The 22975-nt window shown below is 69.4% G+C and carries 17 protein-coding genes; 7 read left to right on the top strand and 10 right to left on the bottom strand.

The annotated features are described in order from the left end of the window. Positions 1-23 precede the first annotated feature (23 nt). The 5 genes from DRV96_RS08350 to DRV96_RS08330 all read right to left on the bottom strand — a co-directional run bounded on the left by DRV96_RS08350 (position 24) and on the right by DRV96_RS08330 (position 8680). Positions 24-4775, bottom strand: a complete 4752-nt coding sequence (locus DRV96_RS08350; RefSeq protein ID WP_162910986.1) for a glutamate synthase-related protein — start codon at positions 4773-4775, stop codon at positions 24-26. Positions 4776-5029: 254 nt separating this feature from the next. Further along, complete coding sequence (locus DRV96_RS08345) at positions 5030-5743, bottom strand: transposase (protein ID WP_119289826.1); 714 nt, start codon at positions 5741-5743, stop codon at positions 5030-5032. Between the two features lie 12 nt (positions 5744-5755). Beyond that, a complete protein-coding gene (locus DRV96_RS08340; RefSeq protein WP_235823333.1) occupies positions 5756-6907 on the bottom strand; it encodes a deoxyguanosinetriphosphate triphosphohydrolase in 1152 nt (383 codons plus the stop codon). Beyond that, a complete protein-coding gene (aroB, locus tag DRV96_RS08335; RefSeq protein ID WP_119289823.1) occupies positions 6904-8037 on the bottom strand; it encodes a 3-dehydroquinate synthase in 1134 nt (377 codons plus the stop codon). The genes DRV96_RS08340 and aroB overlap by 4 nt, the downstream gene beginning before the upstream one ends. 40 nt (positions 8038-8077) lie before the next feature. Next, a complete protein-coding gene (locus DRV96_RS08330) occupies positions 8078-8680 on the bottom strand; it encodes a shikimate kinase (RefSeq protein ID WP_259371658.1) in 603 nt (200 codons plus the stop codon). A 267-nt stretch (positions 8681-8947) separates the two neighbouring features. On the opposite strand from DRV96_RS08330, the gene DRV96_RS08325 reads away from it, so the two are divergent. The 7 genes from DRV96_RS08325 to DRV96_RS08295 all read left to right on the top strand — a co-directional run bounded on the left by DRV96_RS08325 (position 8948) and on the right by DRV96_RS08295 (position 17225). Then, positions 8948-9406, top strand: coding sequence for a type IV pilin protein (locus DRV96_RS08325; RefSeq protein ID WP_119289819.1), 459 nt, complete (start codon positions 8948-8950; stop codon positions 9404-9406). After that, entirely contained in the window at positions 9400-10011 is a 612-nt protein-coding gene (locus DRV96_RS08320; RefSeq protein WP_119289817.1) for a GspH/FimT family pseudopilin, read from the top strand. The genes DRV96_RS08325 and DRV96_RS08320 overlap by 7 nt, the downstream gene beginning before the upstream one ends. A 1-nt stretch (position 10012) precedes the next feature. After that, positions 10013-10468: a type IV pilus modification protein PilV gene (pilV, locus tag DRV96_RS08315; RefSeq protein WP_119289815.1), complete on the top strand. Its 456-nt coding sequence runs from the start codon at positions 10013-10015 to the stop codon at positions 10466-10468. Positions 10469-10478: 10 nt separating this feature from the next. After that, on the top strand, positions 10479-11537 hold the full coding sequence (locus DRV96_RS08310; RefSeq protein ID WP_119289812.1) for a PilW family protein: 1059 nt from the start codon (positions 10479-10481) through the stop codon (positions 11535-11537). Then, the gene (locus tag DRV96_RS08305) at positions 11531-12151 is read left to right on the top strand and encodes a pilus assembly PilX family protein (RefSeq protein ID WP_119289811.1); all 621 of its coding nucleotides are present in this window, start codon (positions 11531-11533) and stop codon (positions 12149-12151) included. The genes DRV96_RS08310 and DRV96_RS08305 overlap by 7 nt, the downstream gene beginning before the upstream one ends. Before the next feature lie 39 nt (positions 12152-12190). Further along, the gene (locus DRV96_RS08300) at positions 12191-16504 is read left to right on the top strand and encodes a pilus assembly protein (protein WP_119289809.1); all 4314 of its coding nucleotides are present in this window, start codon (positions 12191-12193) and stop codon (positions 16502-16504) included. Between the two features lie 106 nt (positions 16505-16610). Beyond that, entirely contained in the window at positions 16611-17225 is a 615-nt protein-coding gene (locus DRV96_RS08295) for a hypothetical protein (protein ID WP_119289807.1), read from the top strand. Between the two features lie 545 nt (positions 17226-17770). On the opposite strand, the gene DRV96_RS08290 is transcribed toward DRV96_RS08295, so the two are convergent. From DRV96_RS08290 to DRV96_RS08270, 5 genes are read right to left on the bottom strand one after another with little or no spacing between them, the layout of a single operon-like run. Next, a complete protein-coding gene (locus DRV96_RS08290; protein WP_235823332.1) occupies positions 17771-19921 on the bottom strand; it encodes a type IV pilus secretin PilQ in 2151 nt (716 codons plus the stop codon). A gap of 38 nt (positions 19922-19959) precedes the next feature. Continuing rightward, positions 19960-20502 (bottom strand): pilus assembly protein PilP, encoded by a 543-nt coding sequence (locus tag DRV96_RS08285; protein ID WP_119289803.1) that lies wholly within the window; start codon positions 20500-20502, stop codon positions 19960-19962. Further along, positions 20499-21212: a type IV pilus inner membrane component PilO gene (locus tag DRV96_RS08280; protein ID WP_119289801.1), complete on the bottom strand. Its 714-nt coding sequence runs from the start codon at positions 21210-21212 to the stop codon at positions 20499-20501. The genes DRV96_RS08285 and DRV96_RS08280 overlap by 4 nt, the downstream gene beginning before the upstream one ends. 13 nt (positions 21213-21225) lie before the next feature. Continuing rightward, positions 21226-21858 carry a PilN domain-containing protein gene (locus tag DRV96_RS08275; RefSeq protein WP_119289799.1) on the bottom strand — a complete coding sequence of 211 codons (633 nt, stop codon included), beginning with the start codon at positions 21856-21858 and terminating at the stop codon, positions 21226-21228. Continuing rightward, positions 21855-22934, bottom strand: a complete 1080-nt coding sequence (locus DRV96_RS08270; protein ID WP_119289797.1) for a pilus assembly protein PilM — start codon at positions 22932-22934, stop codon at positions 21855-21857. The genes DRV96_RS08275 and DRV96_RS08270 overlap by 4 nt, the downstream gene beginning before the upstream one ends. Positions 22935-22975 lie beyond the last annotated feature (41 nt).

Below are 22975 nucleotides of genomic sequence, written 5' to 3'. Positions count from 1 at the left end.
GTCGTTCTCCTGTGGTCAGCGCCTCACTTGGCCGGCACCGGCTTGGTGTCGCTGCCCTTGGCCTTGGCGATCGTCGCCGCCGTCTCGGCGCGCGCCCCCAACTCGGTCAGCGCGCGCTTGTACTCGTGCGGGAAGACCTTGACGAACTTCGCGCGCGCCGCGGCCCAGTCGTCGAGGATCTCGCGAGCGCGCAGCGAGCCGGTCCACTTGTGGTGGTCCTCGATCAGCTTCTTCAGCAGCGCCTCGTCGGTCTGGCCCTTGTGCAGCGGGCCGCCGGCGGCTTTCTGCTCGTCGGCGGGCAGCACGCGCTCGAGCGAGACCATGCTGGTGTTACAGCGCTTGGCGAACTGGCCGTCCTCGTCGTAGACGTAGGCGATGCCGCCGCTCATGCCGGCGGCGAAGTTGCGCCCGGTCTTGCCGAGCACGGCCACGGTGCCGCCGGTCATGTACTCGCAGCCGTGGTCGCCCGTGCCCTCGACGACCGCGGTCGCCCCGGACAGCCGCACCGCGAAGCGCTCGCCGGCCACGCCGCGGAAGAAGGCCTCGCCGCTTGTCGCGCCGTAGAGCACGGTGTTGCCGACGATGATGTTCTTCGTCGCGTCGCCGCGGAACTCGATCGACGGGCGCACCGCGATGCGTCCGCCCGACAGCCCCTTGCCGGTGTAGTCGTTGGCGTCGCCGATCAGGTACAGCGTGATGCCCGGCGCGAGGAAGGCGCCGAAGCTCTGCCCGCCGGTGCCTTCCATCTGGATGAAGATGGTGTGGTCGGGCAGGCCCTCGGGGCGGCGGCGGATCAGCTCGCCCGACAGCATCGCGCCGACGCTGCGGTTGACGTTGCGCACCTCCTCCATGAACTGGACCTTCTCGCCGCGCTCGATCGCCGGGCGGCACTTCTCGATCAGCCTGACGTCGAGCGCCTTCTCGAGGCCGTGGTCCTGCGCCTCGCAGTGGTGGCGCGGCACGTCGGCCGGCACGTCGGGCTGGTGGAAGATGCGGCTGAAGTCCAGGCCCTTGGCCTTCCAGTGCGCGATGCCCTTGCGCATGTCGAGCAGGTCCGAGCGGCCGATCAGGTCGTCGAACCTGCGGATGCCCAGCTGCGCCATGATCTGGCGCGCCTCTTCGGCGACGAAGAAGAAGTAGTTGACGACGTGCTCGGGCTTGCCGGCGAACTTGCGGCGCAGCACCGGGTCCTGCGTGGCCACGCCCACCGGGCAGGTGTTGAGGTGGCACTTGCGCATCATGATGCAGCCCTCGACGACCAGCGGCGCGGTCGCGAAGCCGAACTCGTCGGCGCCGAGCAGCGCGCCGATGACGACGTCGCGCCCGGTCTTCATCTGCCCGTCGGCCTGCACGCGGATGCGCCCGCGCAGGCGGTTGAGCACCAGCGTCTGCTGCGTCTCGGCCAGGCCCAGCTCCCACGGCGTGCCGGCGTGCTTGATGCTGCTCCACGGCGACGCGCCGGTGCCGCCGTCGTGGCCGGCGATCACGACGTGGTCGGCCTTGCACTTGGCCACGCCGGCGGCCACGGTGCCGACGCCGACCTCGGACACCAGCTTGACGCTGATCGACGCCTTCGGGTTCGCGTTCTTCAGGTCGTGGATCAGCTGCGCGAGGTCCTCGATCGAGTAGATGTCGTGGTGCGGCGGCGGGCTGATCAGGCCCACGCCGGGCACGCTGTAGCGCAGGAACCCGATGTACTCGCTGACCTTGCCGCCGGGCAGCTGGCCGCCCTCGCCGGGCTTGGCGCCCTGCGCCATCTTGATCTGGATCTGGTCGGCGCTGACGAGGTACTCGGTCGTGACGCCGAAGCGGCCCGACGCGACCTGCTTGATCTTCGAGCGCAGGCTGTCGCCGTCCTTGAGCTCGTAGTCGGCCTCGATGACGTGCTTGCCGATCACGTCGCTGACCTTGGTGCCGGCCGTGATCTTGATGCCCTTCAGTTCGTTGCGATAGCGCGCCGGGTCCTCGCCGCCCTCGCCGGTGTTGCTCTTGCCGCCGATGCGGTTCATCGCGATCGCGAGCGTCGTGTGCGCCTCGGTCGAGATCGAGCCGAGCGACATCGCGCCGGTGGCGAAGCGCTTGACGATCTCGCTGGCGGGCTCGACCTCCTCGATCGGGATCGCCTTGCTCGGGTCGAGCTTGAACTCGAACAGGCCGCGCAGCGTCATGTGGCGGCGGCTCTGGTCGTTGATGAGCTGCGCGTATTCCTTGTAGGTCTCGAACTTGCCCGCACGCGTGCTGTGCTGGAGCTTCGCGATCGCGTCGGGCGTCCACATGTGCTCCTCGCCGCGCACGCGCCAGGCGTACTCGCCGCCGGCGTCGAGCATCTGGGCGAGCACCGGGTCGTTGCCGAAGGCGGCCTTGTGCAGGCGGATCGCCTCTTCGGCGACCTCGAACACGCCGATGCCGCCGACCTGGCTCGCGGTGCCGCGGAAGTACTTGTCGACGAACTCCTTCTGCAGGCCGATGGCCTCGAAGATCTGGGCGCCGCAGTAAGACATGTACGTGCTGATGCCCATCTTCGACATGATCTTCGACAGGCCCTTGCCGACCGCCTTGATGTAGTTGGCGATCGCCTTCTCGGGCTTCAGGTCGCCGGGCAGGTCCTGGTGCATCGCGACCAGCGTCTCGAGCGCGAGGTACGGGTGCACCGCCTCGGCGCCGTAGCCGGCGAGCACGGCGAAGTGGTGCACCTCGCGCGCCGAGCCGGTCTCGACGACGAGGCCGGCCGTCGTGCGCAGGCCCTCGCGCACGAGGTGGTGGTGGACGGCCGACAGCGCGAGCAGCGCCGGGATCGCGACGTGGTCGCGGTCCATGCGGCGGTCGGTGATGATCAGGATGTTGTGGCCGCTGGCCAGCGCGTCCTGCGCCTCGGCGCACAGCGACGCGAGCTTGGCCTCGATGCCCTCGCGGCCCCAGGCCAGCGGGTAGACGATGTCGAGCTCGTACGACTTGAACTTGCCGTGCGTGATCTTCTCGATCGCGCGCAGACGCGCCATGTCGTCGAAGTCGAGCACCGGCTGCGACACCTCGAGCCGCATCGGCGGGTTGACCGCGTTGATGTCGAGCAGGTTCGGCTTCGGCCCGATGAAGCTGTTCAGGCTCATCACGATCGCCTCGCGGATCGGGTCGATCGGCGGGTTCGTGACCTGCGCGAACAGCTGCTTGAAGTAGTTGTACAACGGCTTGCTGCGGTCTGACAGCACCGCCAGCGGCGAGTCGTTGCCCATCGAGCCCACCGCTTCCTCGCCGGCGGCGGCCATCGGGCTCATCAGGAACTTGAGGTCCTCCTGCGTGTAGCCGAAGGCCTGCTGGCGGTCGAGCAGCGTCTCGGTGAACGGCAGCGGCGCGCTGTCGGGGTGCGGCACGTCGTCGAGCTTGATGCGCACGTTCTCGATCCACTGCCGGTACGGGCGCGCCGACGCGAACTGGTTCTTCAGCTCCTCGTCGTCGACGATGCGCCCCTGCTCGAAGTCGATCAGGAACATCTTGCCCGGCTGCAGCCGCCACTTCTTGACGATCTTGCTCTCGGGGATCGGCAGCACGCCCGACTCGCTGGCCATCACGACGAGGTCGTCGTCGGTCACGCAGTAGCGCGCGGGGCGCAGGCCGTTGCGGTCGAGCGTCGCGCCGATCTGCTTGCCGTCGGTGAAGACCATCGCCGCCGGGCCGTCCCACGGCTCGATCATCGCCGCGTGGTACTCGTAGAACGCGCGGCGGCGCTCGTCCATCAGCTCGTGGTTCTCCCAGGCCTCGGGGATCATCATCATCGCCGCGTGCGCGAGCGGGTAGCCGGCCATCACGAGCAGCTCGAGCGCGTTGTCGAACGTGGCGGTGTCGCTCTGGCCCTCGAAGCTGATCGGGTAGAGCTTCTTCAGGTCGTCGCCGAGCACGGGCGACTTCATCACGCCCTCGCGCGCGCGCATCCAGTTGAAGTTGCCCTTGACGGTGTTGATCTCGCCGTTGTGCGCGACCATGCGGTACGGGTGCGCGAGCGGCCACTCGGGGAACGTGTTGGTCGAGAAGCGCTGGTGCACGAGCGCGAGCGCCGAGACGGCGCGCGGGTCCTGCAGGTCGCGGTAGTACTGGCCGACCTGGTTCGCGAGCAGCAGCCCCTTGTAGATGACGGTGCGGCAGCTCATGCTCGGCACGTAGTACTCGCGGCTGTGCGTGAGCCTCAGGCGCTGGATCGCGGCGCTCGCGGTCTTGCGGATCACGTACAGCTTGCGCTCGAGCGCGTCGGGCACGATGACGTCGGCGCCGCGGCCGATGAAGATCTGGCGGATCACCGGCTCCTTCGCGCGCACCGCCGGGCTCATCGGCATCTCGCGGTCGACCGGCACGTCGCGCCAGCCGAGCAGCACCTGGCCCTCGGCCTTGACGGCGCGCTCGAGCTCCTGCTCGCACGCCAGCCGCGAGGCGTGCTCCTTCGGCAGGAAGATCATGCCGACACCGTACTCGCCCGGCGGCGGCAGCTCGACGCCCTGGCGCGCCATCTCGGTGCGGTAGAGCTCGTCGGGGATCTGGATCAGGATGCCCGCGCCGTCGCCCATCAGCTTGTCGGCGCCCACCGCGCCACGGTGGTCGAGGTTCTCGAGGATCTTCAGGCCCTGCTCGATGATCGGGTGCGAGCGATCACCTTTGATGTGCGCGACGAAACCGACGCCGCACGCGTCGTGTTCGTGCGCCGGGTCGTACAGGCCGCCGCGCGCCAGCGCGGCGCGTTCGTCGTCGGCGGACAGCGGGGCATCGGCCCCGGCATTGAGGTGACGCATGGCAGCCTCCGTTCGGTGCGATCGGGCAGGGTCCGCAAGCCTAATGCAGTGCAACATGAACCGCAAGCCAAATTAAATGGGGTCGGAGTTATTAAATAAGCAGCGCGTCTGGTTATCCAAATAAATTGGGGACAAGCAATCTTCGGGTAGCACGATCGTGCTCGACCCGCCAACCGCGGACGCCAAGGACAAGCAGGAACGATGCCGTGGGCCGACCCGCGCCGCACAGCGAACGGTCGGTGCGGGCCGCGGATTCAGCGCGATGCCGCGCCTGCGGTCGCTACCGCGCGCGGCGGGCGGCCACGGCGGCGCCGCGCCACTGGCCGCCCCGCCAGCTGTTCGACCAGCGCGAGGAACGACGGCGGGCCGAGGGCCCAGCCGTGCCGCGCCGCGTCGTCAATGGCCTGTCGCTGCGCCGGCGCAAGGCCGGCGTCGAGACGGCGCCGCCACGCCATCTCGCGCTCGAAGGGCGTGTTGCCCAGCGCCCACAGCGGCGGGGGATCGGCCAGCAGCGGGTCGCGTCGCTGGCCGACGTGGTGCACGGCGCTGGACCAGGGCCACTGCACAGGGGTCGCGGCCAGCCCGGCGTCGACCGGCTTGGTCTCAACGTGCACCAGCACATCGACCAGGTGCGTTGCCGAATCGATCACGGTCGCACGGTAGCGACCGTCCCACAGCGTGCCGCTGCGCCCGTGCCGGCGGTTGACCGCCGCAACGAAGCGCCGCCCGAGCGCCTGCATCGCACGGCTCAAGCCCTCGGCGGCGTCGGGCTGCACGACGAGCCAGACCTCGGCGTCGAGCAACGTGTAGCCGTACAGCAGCACGCCGTGCGCGCGCAGCACCTCGCCCAGTGCATGCAGGTAGGCCTGGCGGTCGACGTCGTCGGCGAATACCGCCTTGCCGTCGTGGCCGCGCTGCACCACCAGGTGTGGCATGCCGCCGACCGCCAGCCGTCGCAGCCGCGCCATCACCGTGTCCCGTCAGGCATCGGCGAACACGGCGCGGCCGGTCAGCCGCTGGTGCTCGCGCAGTGCAAAGCGGTCGGTCATGCCGGCGATGTAGTCGGCCACGGCGCGCGGCAGGTCGACCGCCTGCGCGTAGTCGGCCGGCATCTCGGTCGGCGCCGCCAGGTAGGCGGCATAGAGTTCGCGCACGACCTGCCGCCCGGCGTTGGTCTTCGCGACCACCTGCGGGTGCCGGTACAGCGCCTGGAACAGGAAGCGCTTGAGGGTGACGACTTCGGCGCGCGTCGCCTCGCCGAAACCCACCAGCGGCGGCGCGCGCCGCGCGGCGTCGGCGTCGGCCGGCGCCAGCTGCCGCAGGCGCTCGCCGGTGTGGTCGATCACGTCGTAGACGAGCTGCGACAGCAGCCGGCGGATCGTCTCGAACAGCAGCCGCCGCCCGGCGAGCCGCGGATGGTCGGCGCGCGCCGCTGCGAGATAGCGCGCCACCAGCGGCACCGCCTCGAGCTGCTCGAGCGTCAGCAGCCCCGAGCGCACGCCGTCGTCGATGTCGTGCGCGCTGTACGCGATCTCGTCGGCGACGTTGACCAGCTGCGCCTCGAGCGAGGGCTGCGTGCCATCGAGGAAACGGCGCGCGACGCCGCCGGGCTCGCGCGCGTCGAGCTCCTCGGCGCGGCGGCGCGTGCAGTGCTTGAGGATGCCCTCGCGCGTCTCGAAGGTCAGGTTCAGCCCATCGAATTCGGGGTAGCGCTGCTCGAGGCGGTCGACGACGCGCAGGCTCTGCAGGTTGTGCTCGAACCCGCCGTGGTCGTGCAGGCACTCGTCGAGCGCGTCCTGCCCGGCGTGGCCGAACGGCGTGTGGCCGAGGTCGTGGGCCAGCGCGATGGCCTCGACGAGATCCTCGTTGAGCCGCAGCGTTCGCGCGATCGAGCGGCCGAGCTGCGCGACTTCGAGCGAGTGCGTCAGCCGCGTGCGAAACAGGTCGCCCTCGTGGTTCAGGAAGACCTGCGTCTTGTAGACCAGCCGGCGGAACGCCGTGCTGTGCACGATGCGGTCGCGGTCGCGCTGGTGGTCGTTGCGCGTTGGCGCCGGCGGCTCGGCGTGGCGGCGCCCGCGCGAGCGCGCGGGGTCGCACGCGTAAGGAGCCAGCGCGCCGGCCTGACCGCTCACGCGCTGCAGGCGGCGATCGTCGCGCGCACCGCGGCATCCAACGCCGGGCGCTGCACCGCGTGGCCAACCTGGCCGCCGTCGGCCTCGATCAACACGAAGCGGATCTCGCCGCCCTCGGCCTTCTTGTCGACGCGCATCAGCTCGATGAAACGCTCGACGCCGATCGCAGCCGGCGCCACCACCGGCAGCCGCGCCCGCGCGACGACGCGGCGCATGCGCTCGACGAACGCGGGGGGCACGAGCCCGAGCCGCGCCGAGAGGTCGGCGGCCATCACCATGCCGCAGCCCACCGCCTCGCCGTGCAGCCACTCACCGTAGCCGAGCGCGGCCTCGATCGCGTGGCCGAACGTGTGGCCGAAGTTCAGGATCGCGCGCAGCCCGCTCTCGCGCTCGTCGGCGCCGACCACCGCCGCCTTGATCTCGCACGAGCGGCGCACCGCATGCGCGAGCGCCGCCTTGTCGCGCGCGAGCAGCGCATCGACGTTCGCCTCGACCCAGTCGAGGAACGCGGCGTCGGCGATCGGGCCGTACTTGATCACTTCGGCCAGGCCGGCGCTGAGCTCGCGCTCGGGCAGCGTGTCGAGCACCGACAGGTCGGCCAGCACGCGCCGCGGCTGGTAGAACGCGCCGATCATGTTCTTGCCGCGCGGGTGGTTGATCGCCGTCTTGCCGCCGACCGACGAGTCGACCTGCGCGAGCAGCGTCGTCGGCACCTGCACGAACGGCACGCCGCGCATGTAGCACGCCGCGGCGAAGCCCGCGACGTCGCCGATCACGCCGCCGCCGAGCGCGAACAGCACCGTCTTGCGGTCGCAGGCGTGGGCGAGCAGGTGGTCGAAGATCAGGTTCAGCGAGGTCCAGTCCTTGTACTGCTCGCCGTCGGGCAGGTCGACGTGCAGCACGCGCGCGTAGCGGCCCTCGAGCTGCGCATGCAGGCGCGCGCCGTGCAGCGCCGACACGGTCGGGTTGCTGACGACGACCGCGGTGGCTGCGCGCGGCAGGCCTTCGTAGCAGGCGGGATCGTCGAGCACGCGCTCGCCGATCAGGATGTCGTAGCTGCGTTCACCGAGCGCGATCGGCACGCGCACGACCGGTGCGATGTGACCGTTGGAGCCGGAGTCGATGGACATGGCGCCGAGTGTACGGGCGCCTTGCGCCCCAATTAGACGGTCAGCGGCCCTCGGGCTCGTCGGCGCCGCTCCGGGGCGTGCGCGGCGCGCTGATCGGCGACGGCACGCGCGCCGGGTCGACCAGGCCGGCCAGCTCGAGCTGCATCAGGATCATGTGCACCAGTGCCGACACCGACGGGCGCCCGGTGTCGATCGTGTAGTGGGCGGTGCGCCGGTACAGCGGGTCGCGCTCGCGGTACAGCTGGCGCAGCTTGAGCAGCGGGTCGCCGCCTTGCAGCAGCGGGCGCTGCGTGTCGTGACGCAGCCGGCGCACCAGCTCCTCGGGCGTCGAGCGCAGGTAGATCACCGTCGTGCGCTCGCGCAGTGCGCGCCGGTTGGCCTCGCGCAGCACGACGCCGCCACCGGTGCCCAGCACGATGGACTTGCCCTGTGTCAGCACGTCGACCGCCTCCTGCTCGAGGTCGCGGAACGCCGCCTCGCCGTGCGACGCGAAGAAGTCACGGATCGTGCAGCCGATGACCGACTCGATCTCGTGGTCGGTGTCGCGAAACGGCAGCCCCAGCTGCCGCGCGAGGTACCGCCCGACGGTGGACTTGCCGCCGCCGGGCATGCCGATGAGGCTGATGGTGCGGGGTGGAACCAAGGCTGCGTCCCGCCTGCCGTTGACGTGGCCGAGTATGCCCGACGCCGTCCGTCGCCCCGGGGCAACCGCCGGTCGCCAGCGCGCTGTCCGTTCGTCGCCGATTACCGGCCGGCCATCGAAAGCGGCGCTTTGACAGTGCATTTTTGCCTCACCGATGCGAAGGGCGTTCCGACAATGCCGAGTACGAGCCACCTGCCGGCGCCCCTCTGGGGTGGTGCCATTGGCAGGTCGGGACCGATGACCCGCCGCACAGGACGACTGACTGCCATGCGCCCGCTGCACATCGACTTTGCCCACCTCCGCCGCCGGTCGACACGGGGCTTCACGCTGACCGAGGTCATGATCACGGTGGCCATCGTCGCGATCCTTGCCGCCGTCGCGCTGCCTTCGTACCGCGATTACGTGATCCGCGGCCGCATCCCCGAGGCCACGTCGCAGCTCGGTGCACTGCAGGTGCGGCTGGAGCAGTTCTTCCAGGACAACCGCACCTACGCCGGCGCGCCCGCCTGCGCGGCCGACACGACGACGAGCCGGGTGTTCGACTTCGAATGCACCGCCGCCGATGCCAACGGCTACACGCTGCGCGCGCAGGGCAAGGGCGCGATGGCCGGGTTCACCTTCACGGTCAACCAGGCCGGCCAGAAGACGACGGCGAGCGTGCCCGACGGCTGGTCCACGCCGTCGCCGAACAACTGCTGGGTCACGCGAAGGGGCGGCGTATGCTGAGCCGGCGACCCGCGGCACGGGGCATGACGCTGATCGAGGTGCTGGTCGGCCTGACGCTGCTGGCCATCATCCTCGCGCTGGGCGCTCCGGGCTTCTCGACATGGCTGACGAACAGCCGTGTGCGCACGACCGCCGAGTCGCTGCTCGCCGGCCTGCAGATGGCCAAAGCAGAGGCCGTCGCGCGCAACGCACGCGTGCGATTCCAGCTCGTCGACTCTCTGGGCGACAGTTGCGCCATCGACGCTGCTGGCACGAGTTGGGTCGTCAATCTGGATCCGGCCAACGAGCCCGATGCCGTCGAAGGTGCGTGCAGCGCCGAACCGTCCGACACCGTGGCGCCGCGCATCCTGCACACGCGGCCGGGCGCAGAGTCCGCCGCCATGGCGCAGGTGAACGCCTCCGAAGCGACGCTGGTGTTCAACGGACTGGGCCGCGTGACCCCGGTGCCGGCGGGCGACATCACGATCGACGTCACGGCCCCCGCGGCCGGCGACTGCGCCACCGCCGGCGGCGAGGTTGCGTGCCTGCGCATCGTTGTCTCGCCAGCGGGCCAGATCCGCATGTGCAACCCGAAGTTCGCGCTGCCCGATCCCCAAGGGTGCTGACATGAGTCCATCGCATCGACTGCGGCCGCAGGCCGGCTTCATGCTGATCGAGGTGCTGATCGCGGTGCTGGTCTTCTCGCTGGGCGTGCTGACCATCGTCGGGCTGCAAGCCGCGTCGGTGCAGCAGTCGACCAAGGCCAAGTACCGTGCCGACGCGACGCTGCTGGCCAACGACCTGGTCGGCCGCATGTGGGTCACGGACCGCAAGTTCGAGACGCTCAGCGAGAACTTTGCGACCGGCGGTGACGGTTACGGACAGTGGCTGGCGAACGTCGCCGCGACGCTGCCCGGCGCTGCCGACAACCCGCCCGAGGTGACCGTCGAGTCGATCGAGGGCGGCGGTACCCCGCCGTCGGAGCCGAGCAGCCTGGTGACGATCACACTGCGCTGGAAGCCGCCGCAGGAACCGGCCGGGGACCCGCCGCACAGTCTGACCGTGGTCACCCGCATCAAGTAAGGAGCCGGCCGTGACCCACACACCCAGCCTGCCGCGGCGTGCCCAGACGGGGATCACGCTGGTCGAGCTGCTCGTCGGCATCGTGCTCGGCATGGTCGCCGTCATCGTGATCCTGCAGGTGTTCCAAGTGTCCGAGGGATCGAAGCGCACGACGCTCGGTGGCGACGACGCGCAGATCAACGGGGCGATCGCCCTCGCAGCGTTGCAGCGCGACCTTCGCCAGGCCGGCTACGGCGCCAGCGCGCTGGCCTTCATCGGCTGTGACATTGCGCTGCCTGGCGGTCGCAGCGTGCCCGGGATGGGGCCGGTGACCATCAACCATCCAAGCGTGCCCGCCGGTGACGCGAACACGGATACGCTGCTCATCGTCTACGGCAGCAACGCGGGGTCACCCGAGGGCGACCGCATCAACCTGCAGCCGTCCACCGACACCTATGCTGTCGCGACCCCGACCGCATTTCGCGCCGGCGACATCGTGCTCGCGACCCCGGCGTCGCGGCCCGATCCCTGCACCTTGACCGCGGAGGCGGTGACCGCCGTCACGGCTTCGCCGCCGTACGTCACGGTGGGCACCGGTATCGCGGGCATGGCCAATGGCACGCTGTTCAACCTCGGTCCGGCCCCGCGCGTGCTCGTTTACGCGGTGCGCGACGGCAACCTGACCGTGTGCGACCACATGGCGGCCGACTGCATGGACCCGGATCTGGCCAGTGACCCCAGCGTGTGGGTGCCGGTCAGCAGCAACGTGGTCAGCCTGCGTGCGCAATACGGGCGCGACAGTTCGGCGTCAATGGACGGCGTGGTCGACGTCTACGACCGCACGACACCCGGCAGCGCCTGTGCCTGGGCGCGCACCTCGGCGCTGCGGCTGGCACTCGTGGCGCGCAGTGCGCAATTCGAGAAGGAGGCCGTCACGACGGCTTCTCCCGCGTGGGCCGGCAGCGCCGATGCAAACGCCGCGATCGACCTGGGCGATCTCCCCGACTGGCAGCGCTACCGCTACCGGACTTACGAGACGACGGTGCCGCTGCGCAACATGGCTTGGCAAGGAGTGCAGTCCGGATGCTGACCCCCGCCCCGCTCCACCGCCGGCGCGCTGCGCCGCCGCTGCGCCAGCAGGGCATCGTGCTGCTGGTGGCTCTCGTCGTGCTGATCGGCATGACGCTCGCCGGGCTGAGCCTGCTGCGCTCGGTGTTCACGAGCAACCGCATCGCCGGCAACCTCGCATTCCAGCAAGCCGCCACGCAGTCGGCCGACGTCGGCATCGAGACGGCGATCGCCTGGCTCGAGAACAACAACACCGGTACGACACTGCACCAGTCACGCGATGCCGCCGGTGGTGAGCTCGGCTACTTCGCCCGCCGCGAGGATCCGGGGCCCGGGCAGTCGTGGGAAGACTTCTGGCAGCAGGTGCTCGCCGGCTCCAACCGGGTCAATGTGCTGCCTCCCGATGCTGCCGGCAACACCGTCGCCTTCGTGATTCACCGGCTGTGCAACTCGGTCGGCGACCCGCTGGCCGGCGCACGCTGCGAGACGTCGCCGCTGACGAAGAACGAAGGCAACAGCCAGACGGCGCTCAGCCCCGCCTTCAGCGCCCCGCAGCAGCAGTACTACCGCATCACGGCGCGGGTCAGTGGCCCGCGCAACACGCTGAGCTACGTGCAGGTCGTCGTCGCGATGTGAGGCGACGCACACCGGTCTGAGAACGACACAGAGGACACCATGAACGTCTTGCGCCAGATTGCCAGGTATGCCGTCGCGGCGCTGGCCGGCCTCGTGCTGGTCGGCGCCGGAATACCCGCAAGCGCGGTCGACATCTCGCCGGTTCCATTGGTCACCTCGGCGGGCGCGTCGGTCAAGCCCAACATGCTGTTCATCCTCGACGACTCGGGCAGCATGGACTGGGACTACATGCCCGACTGGGTCAACGACAACTTCTGCCGCGCCGCCGGCGCGACGGCGACGAACAGCGGAACCTGGAACCGCGCCTGCTGCCAGAACGACGCGGGCAGCGGCAGCGGCAGCAACGCCTGCTGGCGCAGCAGCAACTTCGCCTCGAGCCCGGTCTTCGGCACCTGGCGCGGTCATCCACCGTACCTGGCCAGCGCGTTCAACGGCGTCGCCTACAACCCTGCGGTGCGCTACCAGCCGCCGCTGGACGCCAACGGCAATCCATACCCGAGCATGACGGCGTCGAACACGGCCGGGTGGACCAGCGTCCGCAACGACCACTACAACGTCCAGTTCACGTCGTCGATCAACCTGCTGACGCAGTTTCCCGACACGGCCTGGTGCACCGACACCACCTACACCGACTGCCTGCGCAACGGCAACTACGTGCTGCCGGGCACCGTCAACGGCAAGAGCTACACGACGTACCGCCCCACGGTGGCCATTGGCACCGGGCTGATCGCCATCGGCGCGCCCGACGCGGCGACGACGCAGTGGCGCACTTTCGGCCCGCACTACTACGCGATCGTGCCCGGTGAGTACTGCACCGACACGACGCTGCGCAACTGCCAGGCGACTGCGTCGGCCACCCACCCGGTGCCGGCCTACGTGCGCTGGTGCAACAGCGACGCCAACGCGCGCGCCGCGACGCCAGCTGCCGGTTCCTGCCAGGCCGTGCGCACCGCGACATACAACCAGGTCCGCTATCCGACGAAGTTCGCGACACCCGGCGCGCCGGCCGTCGCGGCCACGCCCGGATCGGGGGCAAAGGCCACGTTCACGGTGATGCAGTCCGGCACCTGCAACGGCAGCAATCAGGTCGCCTACAGCGCGGTCATGGTCAACGGCGTGAACCTGCTCGCGGCCAACACGGTGCCCACGACCGGCAACAACAACATCGCGGCGAACATCCGCACGCAAATCAACAACAAGACCGTGATCACTGGCTACACGGCCGGCGGCACTGGCAACACGGTTGTCATCACGGCTCCGGTCTCGGCGGGCAACATCAGCCACACCGTCATGCTGATCCGCTCGGGCAGCAATGCATGCACGGTGTCGATCTCGCCATCGACGCCGACCTTCAGCGGTTACGTGGCCCCGACGCCAGCGATTCCTGCCACCCCGGCGGGCTACGCCGGCCGCTTCGAGCGCATCGACATCGTCCCGTCGGTCACCAGCTATCCGAAGGCCCCGACGCGCACCGACTGCGCCGGTGGCACGTGCACCTACGAAGAAGAAATGACCAACTTCGCGAACTGGTGGACGTACTACCGCACGCGCATGCAAATGATGAAGACGTCGGCCAGCATCGCATTCGCGCCCGTCTCCGACCAGTTCCGCCTCGGCTACCTGAGCATCAACAACGGCACCGGCAGCGACTTCCTCAACCTCGACACGTTCGCCGGCACGCACAAGACCAACTGGTTCGACAAACTGCGCGCGGCGAGGCCGAGCGGTTGGACGCCACTGCGCACCGCGCTGTCGCGTGCCGGCCGGCTGTACGCCGGGCAGCTCAACGGCCAGACCCTCAATGGATCCACCGTCGTGGACCCGATGACGGTGTCGTGCCAGCAGAACTTCACGCTGCTGTCGACCGACGGCTACTGGAACGAGACGGCGACACCGGTGCGCATCGACGGCTCGACAGCCATCGGCAACGTCGATGGCAGCCTCGACCGGCCCTACCGCGACGGTACCAACACGTCGAACTCGTTGTCGGACGTCGCTGCGTATTACTACCTGACCGATCTGCGCACGCCCGAACTCAACAACTGCACCGGACCCGGCGGCGTCGACCTGTGCCAGAACAACGTGCCCACCGCCGGCGACGACACCGCGCCGCACCAGCACATGACGACGTTCACGCTCGGTCTGGGCGCGCCGGGCTACATGCTGTACGACCCGAATTACCGCTCCGCGACCAGTGGTGACTACCATGCGGTCGCCAACGGTACCACGGCGAATCCTGCAGCCGGTGTTTGCAGTTGGCAGGCCGCCGGCACCGTGTGCACCTGGCCGGCCCCCGTCAACAACACCGAGACGGCGATCGACGACATGTGGCACGCCGCCGTCAATGGCCGTGGCACCTACTTCGCCGCCACCGACCCGGCGTCGCTGTACACAGGCCTGTCGAATGCACTGGCGCAGATCGACCGCGTCAAGGGTGCAGCAGCCGCGGCGACGACGAGCAACCCGAACATCTCGGCCGGCGACAACTTCCTGTACCTGTCGCGCTACGTTACCAACGAGTGGTCGGGCGAGCTGCTCGGCCGCCAAATCAGCGCCACCACCGGCGAGATCCTGACCAAGGACGAGGTCGATCCGACGACGGGCGAGAAGCTGCCGCTGGACAGCGACTGGTCGGCGCGCGATCTGCTCGACGGCAACGCCAGCCGCACCCTCTTCATGCACGACCCCTCGAACACGTCGACGGGCCGGCGCCCATTCGACTGGGACCACCTCACGGCGGCTGAACGGGCCTACTTCGGCCTGGCGCACATCACGGCGCCGGGGCAGTCTTTGAGCCAGTTCTGCACCTTCGGCAGCACCTGCCTGCCCCCTTCGGTGCAGAGCGCGGCCGCTGGCGAACGGCTGGTCAATTTCCTGCGCGGCGTACGCACCGACGAGGGCGAGGCCACGCAGCTCGACAAGCCCTTCCGCAAGCGTGCACACTTGCTCGGCGACATCGTCAACTCCGAAGCGGTTTTCGTCGGCAAGCCGATGTTCAACTACGCCGACTCGGGCTACTCGGCGTTCAAGACGAGCATGATGACGCGCCAGGGCATGGTCTACGTGGGCGCCAACGACGGCATGCTGCATGCATTCAACGCCGACACCGGCGTCGAGGAATGGGCCTTCGTGCCGAGCATGGTGCTGCCCAAGCTGTACCGGCTCGCCGACAAGGACTACGCCAACCGCCACCAGTTCTACGTCGACGCGACCCCCACGGCGGGCGACGTTCGGATCGATGGCGCGTGGCGCACCATCCTCGTTGGTGGACTCGGCGCCGGCGGCAGCGGCTACTATGCGCTTGACGTCACCGATCCGGCGTCACCGAAGGTGCTGTGGGAGTTCACGCATCCGAATCTCGGCCTGACCTTCGGCCGCCCGGACATCACCAAGCTCAAGGACGGCACCTGGGTGGTGATCTTCGGCTCCGGCTACAACCACACGGGCGCGAGCCGGCTGTTCATCGTCGACGCCAAAACCGGCGTGCTGATCCGCACCATCACCACGAGCACTGGCAGTGGTCTGGCGCACGTGCGCAGCTGGGTCGACAAACCCGACGTCGACAACACCGTCAAGCGGGTCTACGGCGGCGACAACGACGGCAACCTGTGGCGCTTCGACGTCAACGGCGACATCGACCCCGCGGGCCACGATGCCCACCTGCTGGCCACGCTGCGTGGCCCGGCCGGCAACGTTCAGCCGCTCACGGCGCGCCCCGAACTCGGCCTGGTCGCGGGCCGGGCCGTGGTCTTCGTTGGGACCGGCCGCTATCTGGGTACGCCCGACCTCACGGACGACAGCCCGCAGAGCATCTACGCGATCGAGGACCCGCTCGACGGCACGACCCACCACAACCCGCGCACCCTGCCGACGTTCGTCAACCAAACGCTGACGGCCGGCACCTGCCCGAGCGGTGCGACGATCTGCACACCGGGCCAGGAAGTGCGCACCGGCAGCCATCATGTGGTCGACTTTGCCACCCATGACGGCTGGTACATCGATTTGCCGCTGACACGCGAGCGGGCCAACACCGACCCGCAGCTGGTGCTCGGCACCCTTGTGATGACGACCAACATCCCTGAACAGAGCGCGTGCAGCGTCGGCGGCAAGAGCTACATCAACTTCTTCGACTACCGCACCGGCGCGCCGGTGGCGACCGCCACTGGCGTCGCCAGCGTGGCGCTCGGCAATGCGCTGGCCACCCGTCCGACCGTCGTGCGGCTCGAAGGCGGCGGCATCCGCGCACTGACGCGGCTGTCGAACGACCGCACCGTCGTGTCACCGGTACCGGTCTCGCTGCCCGGAGGCACGGCACGCCGGCTGTCGTGGCGTGAACTCGCGATCGAGGAGTGAGCCGGGAGGTCATGCGCGGCAGCCGGCTCCTGCCGGCGCCCGCAGACCTTCCGATCCGCGCGGCCCGTGGGCGTCGAGCCTGCTGGCCGCGCTTTCTCTGCACGCCGTGGCGGCCGTGCTGCTGCCCGCGCCGGGCCCGATGGCTGTCTCGGCAGGCACCGCGGTGCACGTGCCGCTCGAGGTCCGGTGGATCGCCGCCGCGCCGCCCCCGGCTGCGCCCGCTGAGGCAACCGAACGCGTGAGCGTGCGCGTCGAGGCCCTGCCGAGGAGCGCAAGTCCGGATGCGGCGCCTTCGGAGCTCGTGGCGCAGCCCACGACAGGCGCCCATGAGGCGGCGGCTTCGGTCGCGCCGGTCGTCCCGCGGCCGTCGGCGTCCCTCGTGGACGAGACCGCTGACGAGACCGTGTACGGGTCGCCCATGTTCGATTCCACCCTCGGCGGCACCGGCTTCGTGCTGCCGATGCCCGACCTGGCGATGCCTGGCCCGGTGACGGTGCTGCGCCTGGCGCTCAGCGTGGATGCGACGGGCCACGTGGCCGCGCTCGAGCCGCTCGACCCCGACGCGCTCGATGCGCTGGTCGACGCCGTCCGCGAGGCGTTCGTCGGTCAGCCGCTGCCGGGTGTCGGCGCGGTGGCGGCGACGGCGCCGCGCTGGCATCTGGAGGTGCGCTTCGTCGAGGGCACGCCGAACGGCCAATGGCGCCTGTGGCGCGCGTCGTGACGCCCGCGTCGATCTGACACGTCGGCATCGGGGCCGGCCAGCAGTTACCTGCGCCCGGCAGGGGTGCAGGCAAGCCCCAAGCCCCCGGTCGCGGTTCGAAGGCGCGCGCCGGGCTGCGTTCCGCTCCTGCCCCTCTGCCGCGTGCCGCGCGCGATCCGTGACGTGGCCCGACCAGATCGACCGGATCCCTGGCGCGAACCGATCCTGCCCCCAGTCGACCGCGCCCTGGTCGAACGCAACGACTCGAGGTGTCGCCGCGCTACCACCCGCGCCCGCCTGACACCGACCCTCGGGGCCCAGAGCGCGCTGTGGAGCGCCCCTCGATCAGCGGACACCATGGAGCGCCCACAGTTGGGGCGTCGGCCCCGACGGTCATGCTCCTGTACGCGGCTCGGCTGTCGGCCCGAAGGTTCGGCGCCATCGGCACGTGGCCCTGGCGCGGCGAGCCTTGCGGCGGCTCCAGTAGTAGTGCCGGCGCCTCGCGCGAGAAGAAGCGGGACAGCGCCCGAGGGCACTGTCCCGCTGCGCGCCGTCGAGCCGGGGTGTTAGCGCGCCGCCGTGCGCTCCGTGACCACCTTCGGCGTCAGGAACACCAGCAACTCCGTCTTCTTCGTCGTGCGTGCCGTGTTCTTGAACAGGTTGCCCAGGACCGGCACGTCGCCCAGCACCGGGACCTTGTTGACGTCGGTGCGGTCTTCCTGCGTGAAGATGCCGCCGATCACCACGGTGCCACCGTTCTCCACCAGCACCTGCGTGCGCACGCGCTTGGTGTTGATCGCGGGGCCGGCGTTGGTCAGCGCGCCGCGGCTGTCCTTGCTGACGTTGACGTCGAGGATCACGTTGCCCTCGGGGGTGATCTGCGGCGTCACCTCGAGGCGCAGGCTGGCCTTCTTGAACTCGACCGCCGTCGCGCCCGAGCTGGTCGCGTTCTGGTAGGGAATCTCCTCGCCCTGCTCGATCTCGGCCTTGACCTGGTCGGCCGTGATCACGCGCGGGCTCGAGACGATCTTGCCCTTGCCATCGGCTTCGAGCGCCGACAGCTCGAGGTTCAGGAAGCGGTTCATCGACGCGCTGAACAGCGACAGCGCGAACGTCGCGGGCGCCGCGGTGCCCAGATTGGGCGCAGGCAGGTTGACGAACTGCGTGTTGTTGAACGGCACCTGCGGGCTTTGCAGCGTCTGGTAGCCGATCGCGCTGTAGTTGCCGCCGGGCATGATGTAGTTGCCGGCACCGAGGTTGGCGCCCGGGATGCCGCCCTTCAGGCCGGTGAGGTCGCTGAAGCCGAGCTTGACGCCGAGCGAGCGGCCGAACGAGTCCTCGGCCTCGACGATGCGCGCCTCGATCTGCACCTGGCGCACCGGGATGTCGATCTTGGCGATCAGCGCCTGGATCTCCTCGAGCTTGCTCGGGATGTCGGTGACGAACAACTGGTTCGTGCGCGTCTCGAAGATCACGCTGCCGCGCGGGCTGAGGATGCGCGCCGGGTTGTTGGCCGCGCTGCCGCTGGCGCCGCCCCCCATCGACTGCCCCGTCAACCCCTTGGCGACCTCCTCGGCCTTCGTGTAGTTGAGCTGGAACGACTGCGTGCGCACCGGCTCCAGGTCGGCGACCTTGCGCCGCGCCTCGAGCTCGACCTGCTCCTTGGCCAGCAGCTCCTCCTTCGGCGCGATCCAGATCACGTTGCCCGACTTGCGCAGCCCCAGGCCCTTGGCTTGCAGGATGATGTCGAGCGCCTGGTCCCACGGCACGTCCTTCAGCCGCAGCGTGACGTTGCCGGTGACGGTGTCGCTGGTGACGACGTTGAAGTTGGTGAAGTCGGCGATGACCTGCAGCAGCGCGCGCACTTCGATGTTCTGGAAGTTCAGGCTCAGCTTCTCGCCTGTGTAGCCGGGGCCCTGCACCAGCTTGTTCGGGTCGATCGCCATCGGCCGCACTTCGAGCACGAACTGACGGTCGCTCTGGTAGGCGCTGTGCTCCCACGCGCCGCGCGGCTGCACGACCATGCGCACGCGGTCGCCGTCCTGCGTCGTCGTGATCAGGTTGACCGGCGTGCCGAAGTCGGTCACGTCGAGGCGGCGGCGCAGGCGGTCGGGCACCGTCGTGCGCGGGAACTCGACGACCAGATTCTGGCCCTGCTGACGGATGTCGACGCCGACTTGCGTGCTCGGCAACTCGACGATGACGCGGCCGGCGCCGTCGGCGCCGCGGCGGAAGTCGATGTCGCCGATCGCCTGCACTTCGGTGTTCTGCGCCGGCGCGAACGACGGTGCAGCCGGTGCGGTGCCGGTGGCCGCGACGGTGGGCGACGGCGCGCCGCTGTCGACGACGAGCAGCAGCGCCTTGCCGTCGAGCTGGGCGCGGTAGTTGGCCGCCTGGCGCAGGTTGAGCACCAGTCGCGTGCGGTCTTCGCCCTGCGCGATGTTGACCGAGCGCAGGTTGCCCTGGTTGATCTCGACGCTGGGGCGTCCCATCGCGCTGCGCACGCCGGGCAGGTCGATCGCGATGCGCGGCGGCGCCTGGATCGCGAAGCCCGCGGGCACCGCCGCCAGCGGCTCGCTCAGCTCGATGCGCACGACGTCGGCGCCGGCCTGCTGGCTGCTGCTGATCGACTGGATCAGGCTCTGCGCCCACGCGCCCAGCGGGGTCCCGGCCACCAGCGCGATCGCCGCGCCCCAGGCTCGCCAATTGATCGACATGCGGTTCTCCAGCATGGTTGTCACTCCGTGCGCCGCGTTCAGCGGCGCCCCTCCTGCAGTTGCAGTGCCATCGGACGCTCGATCCACTCGCCGGCGGCGTCCTGCACGATCTCGCGCAGCTTGATCTCGGTCTCGCTGATCGCCGTGATGCGGCCGAAGTTCTGGCCGATGTAGTCGCCCACGCCGACCTGGTACAGCAGGTTGTTGACCTTGAGCAGTGCGTGCGGGCGACCGCCCTTGCTGACGCTGCCGACCATCGTCATGCTGTCGAGCGGGAAGTCCTCCAACGGCTCCTTGCGGCGGTTCAGTTCGGCCGCCAGCACCGAACTCGGCTGGCGCGCCTCCTGGCGCAGCGCCACCGTCAGCTTCTGGCTGCTGAACGGCTCGACGACGTCGAGCCCCGAGTACGGCTCGGGCTCGAACTTCTTCGGCGGCTGCAGCGGGGTCACGTTGGGCTTGACCTCGCGGCGCTGCTGCGCCATCCACTGGCTCAGCTCTTCCTGCTCGCCGCCGCAGCCGGCCAGCGCGACGAGCACGCCGGCCAGCGCGAGCCACACGCGATGTCGGTGCGCCCTCTTCATTTCTTCGCTCCGGACTTCTTCTTGGCGGCCTCGGCGGCGGCCTTGCGCTGCTCGGCGACTTCGGCCGCATCGAGATAGCGGTAGGTTCGCGCCGTGGCTTCCATCGCCAGCAGCCCGCTGCCGGCCTGCGCGTCGCGGCCCGAAGGCGCCGTCAGCACCAGGTTGTGCAGCGTGACGATGCGCGACAGATTGGCCACGTCGGCGGTAAACGCGCCGATGTCGTGGTAACGGCCGCTGACCTTGATCGAGATCGGCAGCTCGGCGTAGTACTCCTTGACCGCGACCTGGCCCGGGCGGAACAGCTCGAACTGCAGCCCGCGACCGAGTCCGGCCTGGTTGATGTCCGACAGCAGCGCGTCCATCTCGGCCTTGCCGGGCAGCTGTTTCTCGAGCTGCGTCACGTACTCCTCGACCTGCAGCTTCTGCTTGCGCAGTTCCTCGAGGTTGACCGCCTGCGTCAGCTTGCTGCGGTAGTCCTGCTTGAGTGCCGGCTCGCGGTCACGTTCGGCCTGCAGCGTGTCGGTGGCGTCGGAGATCACCAAGAACCAGCCGGCGACGACCACCAGCACCGCGACGACGGCGTAGGCAGTGATCTTGGGCAGCGGCGGCCACTGCCCGGGCTTGTTCATGTCCAGGCCGCGGAACTGCGCCGCCGCCTCTTGGAACGCGCGCCCGAGGTCGAGGCCGGGCTTGTTCGCCTTGGTCACCATGGTGGGTCCGTCCTCAGGGCTTTTGCGCCACGCGCGCGGGAGCCGCGCCAGGGGCGTCGGCCGGCGGCTGCACCTGCTTGAGCGACACGCGCAGCGAGAAGTCGTACAGGCGGCGCTGCTGGGCGCGCGCAGCCTCGCGGGCATTGGACGACTGCGTGCCGGCGATCTTGATCTCGACGAGCTCCGGACGCTCGAGCCACGGCGAGTTGTACTGCGTGTTGCGCAGAAACTCCGAGACGCGCTCGTTGGTCTGCGCCACGCCGGTGATCGTCACGACGTTGCCGCTCTGGCGGATCGCCGTCAGGTAGACACCCTCGGGCGTCTGCTTGGCGATCTCGTTGAGCAGGTGCACCGGCACGTTGCGGTTGGTCTGCAGGTCCTCGACCGCCTTCTGCCGCGCCTTCAGCGCCTCGATCTCGGCGCGCAGGTTCGCGATGTCCTTGATCTGCGCCTCGAGCTTGCGGATCTCGCTGGTCAGGAACGCGTTGCGGCCCTGCTGCGCCGACGTCAGCTGCTGCAGCAGCACCCACCACGTGCCGGCGATGGCCAGGCCCGCGATGGCGGAGACGACGAGACCGGCGTAGAACGCCTGCTGGCGCCGACGGCGCTTCTCTTCCCGGTGGGGAAGCAGGTTGATCAGGATCACTGCACGAACCTCCGCATCGCCAGACCGCAGGCAGTCAGGTACGACGGCGCCTCGCGACGCACGCGGCTCTCGCGCACCGCCGAGCCGAGCCTCATGTGCTCGAAGGGGTTGACGACCTGCGCAGCGAAACCGGTCAGATCGGTCACACGCTCCTTCAGTCCCGGCAGCGTCGCCGTGCCGCCGCCGAGCATGATGTAGTGCACCTTGTGGTGCGGCGTGCTGGTGAAGAAGTACTGCAGCGCGCGCCCGATCTCCTGCGACAGCGTGTCGACGAAGGGCACGAGCACGGTCGACTCGTAGTCGTCCGGCAGGTCGCCCGAGAGCTTCTTGGCCTCGGCCTCCTCGAACGACAGGCCGTACTGGCGCGAAATCAGGTGCGTCAGCTGCGATCCGCCGAACGCCTGGTCGCGGTCGTACAGCAGCTCGTCGTCGCGCAGCACCTTCAGGCTCGTCGTGTCGGCACCGATCTCGAACAGCGCGACCAGCGCGTCCTTGCCGCCGCCGGGCAGCTGCGCGACGAGCCGGCTCATCGCCAGCCGTGATGCATGCGACTCGATGTCGAGGATGACCGGCTTCAGGCCCGCGGCCTCGGCGAGGCCCTGGCGGTCCTGGACCTTGTCCTTGCGCGACGCGGCGATCAGCACCTCGACGTCGCCGACCGAGGTCGTGCTCGGCCCGATGACGCAGAAGTCGAGGCTGACCTCGTCGAGCGAGAACGGGATGTACTGGTTGGCCTCGGACTCGACCTGCAGCTCGAGCTCTTCCTCGCGCAGGCCTGCCGGCAGGATGATCTTCTTCGTGATCACCGCCGACTGCGGCATCGCGAGCACGGCCTGGCGCGTCTTCGTGCCGCTCTTGCTGACGACGCGCTTGACGGCCTCGGCGACCTCGTCGAACTTCTCGATCTGACCGTCGACGATCCAGCCCTTCTCGAACGGCTCCGACGCGAATCGCTCGAGCACGTACTCGCCATCGGGGCCGCGATTGAGCTCGACGAGCTTCGCGCTCGACGAGCTGATGTCCAGCCCGAACATCGCCGGGTGCTTGCGCCCGAGCAGCGCATCGACAAAGCTCACGACCGACTCTCCCAACGATGGACCTGCGCACGCGGCGCGCC

The organism is Azohydromonas sediminis (assembly GCF_003574675.1).
Classification (GTDB): Bacteria; Pseudomonadota; Gammaproteobacteria; order Burkholderiales; family Burkholderiaceae_C; genus Calidifontimicrobium; species Calidifontimicrobium sediminis.
This window is presented reverse-complemented; position numbering and strand designations above follow the sequence as displayed.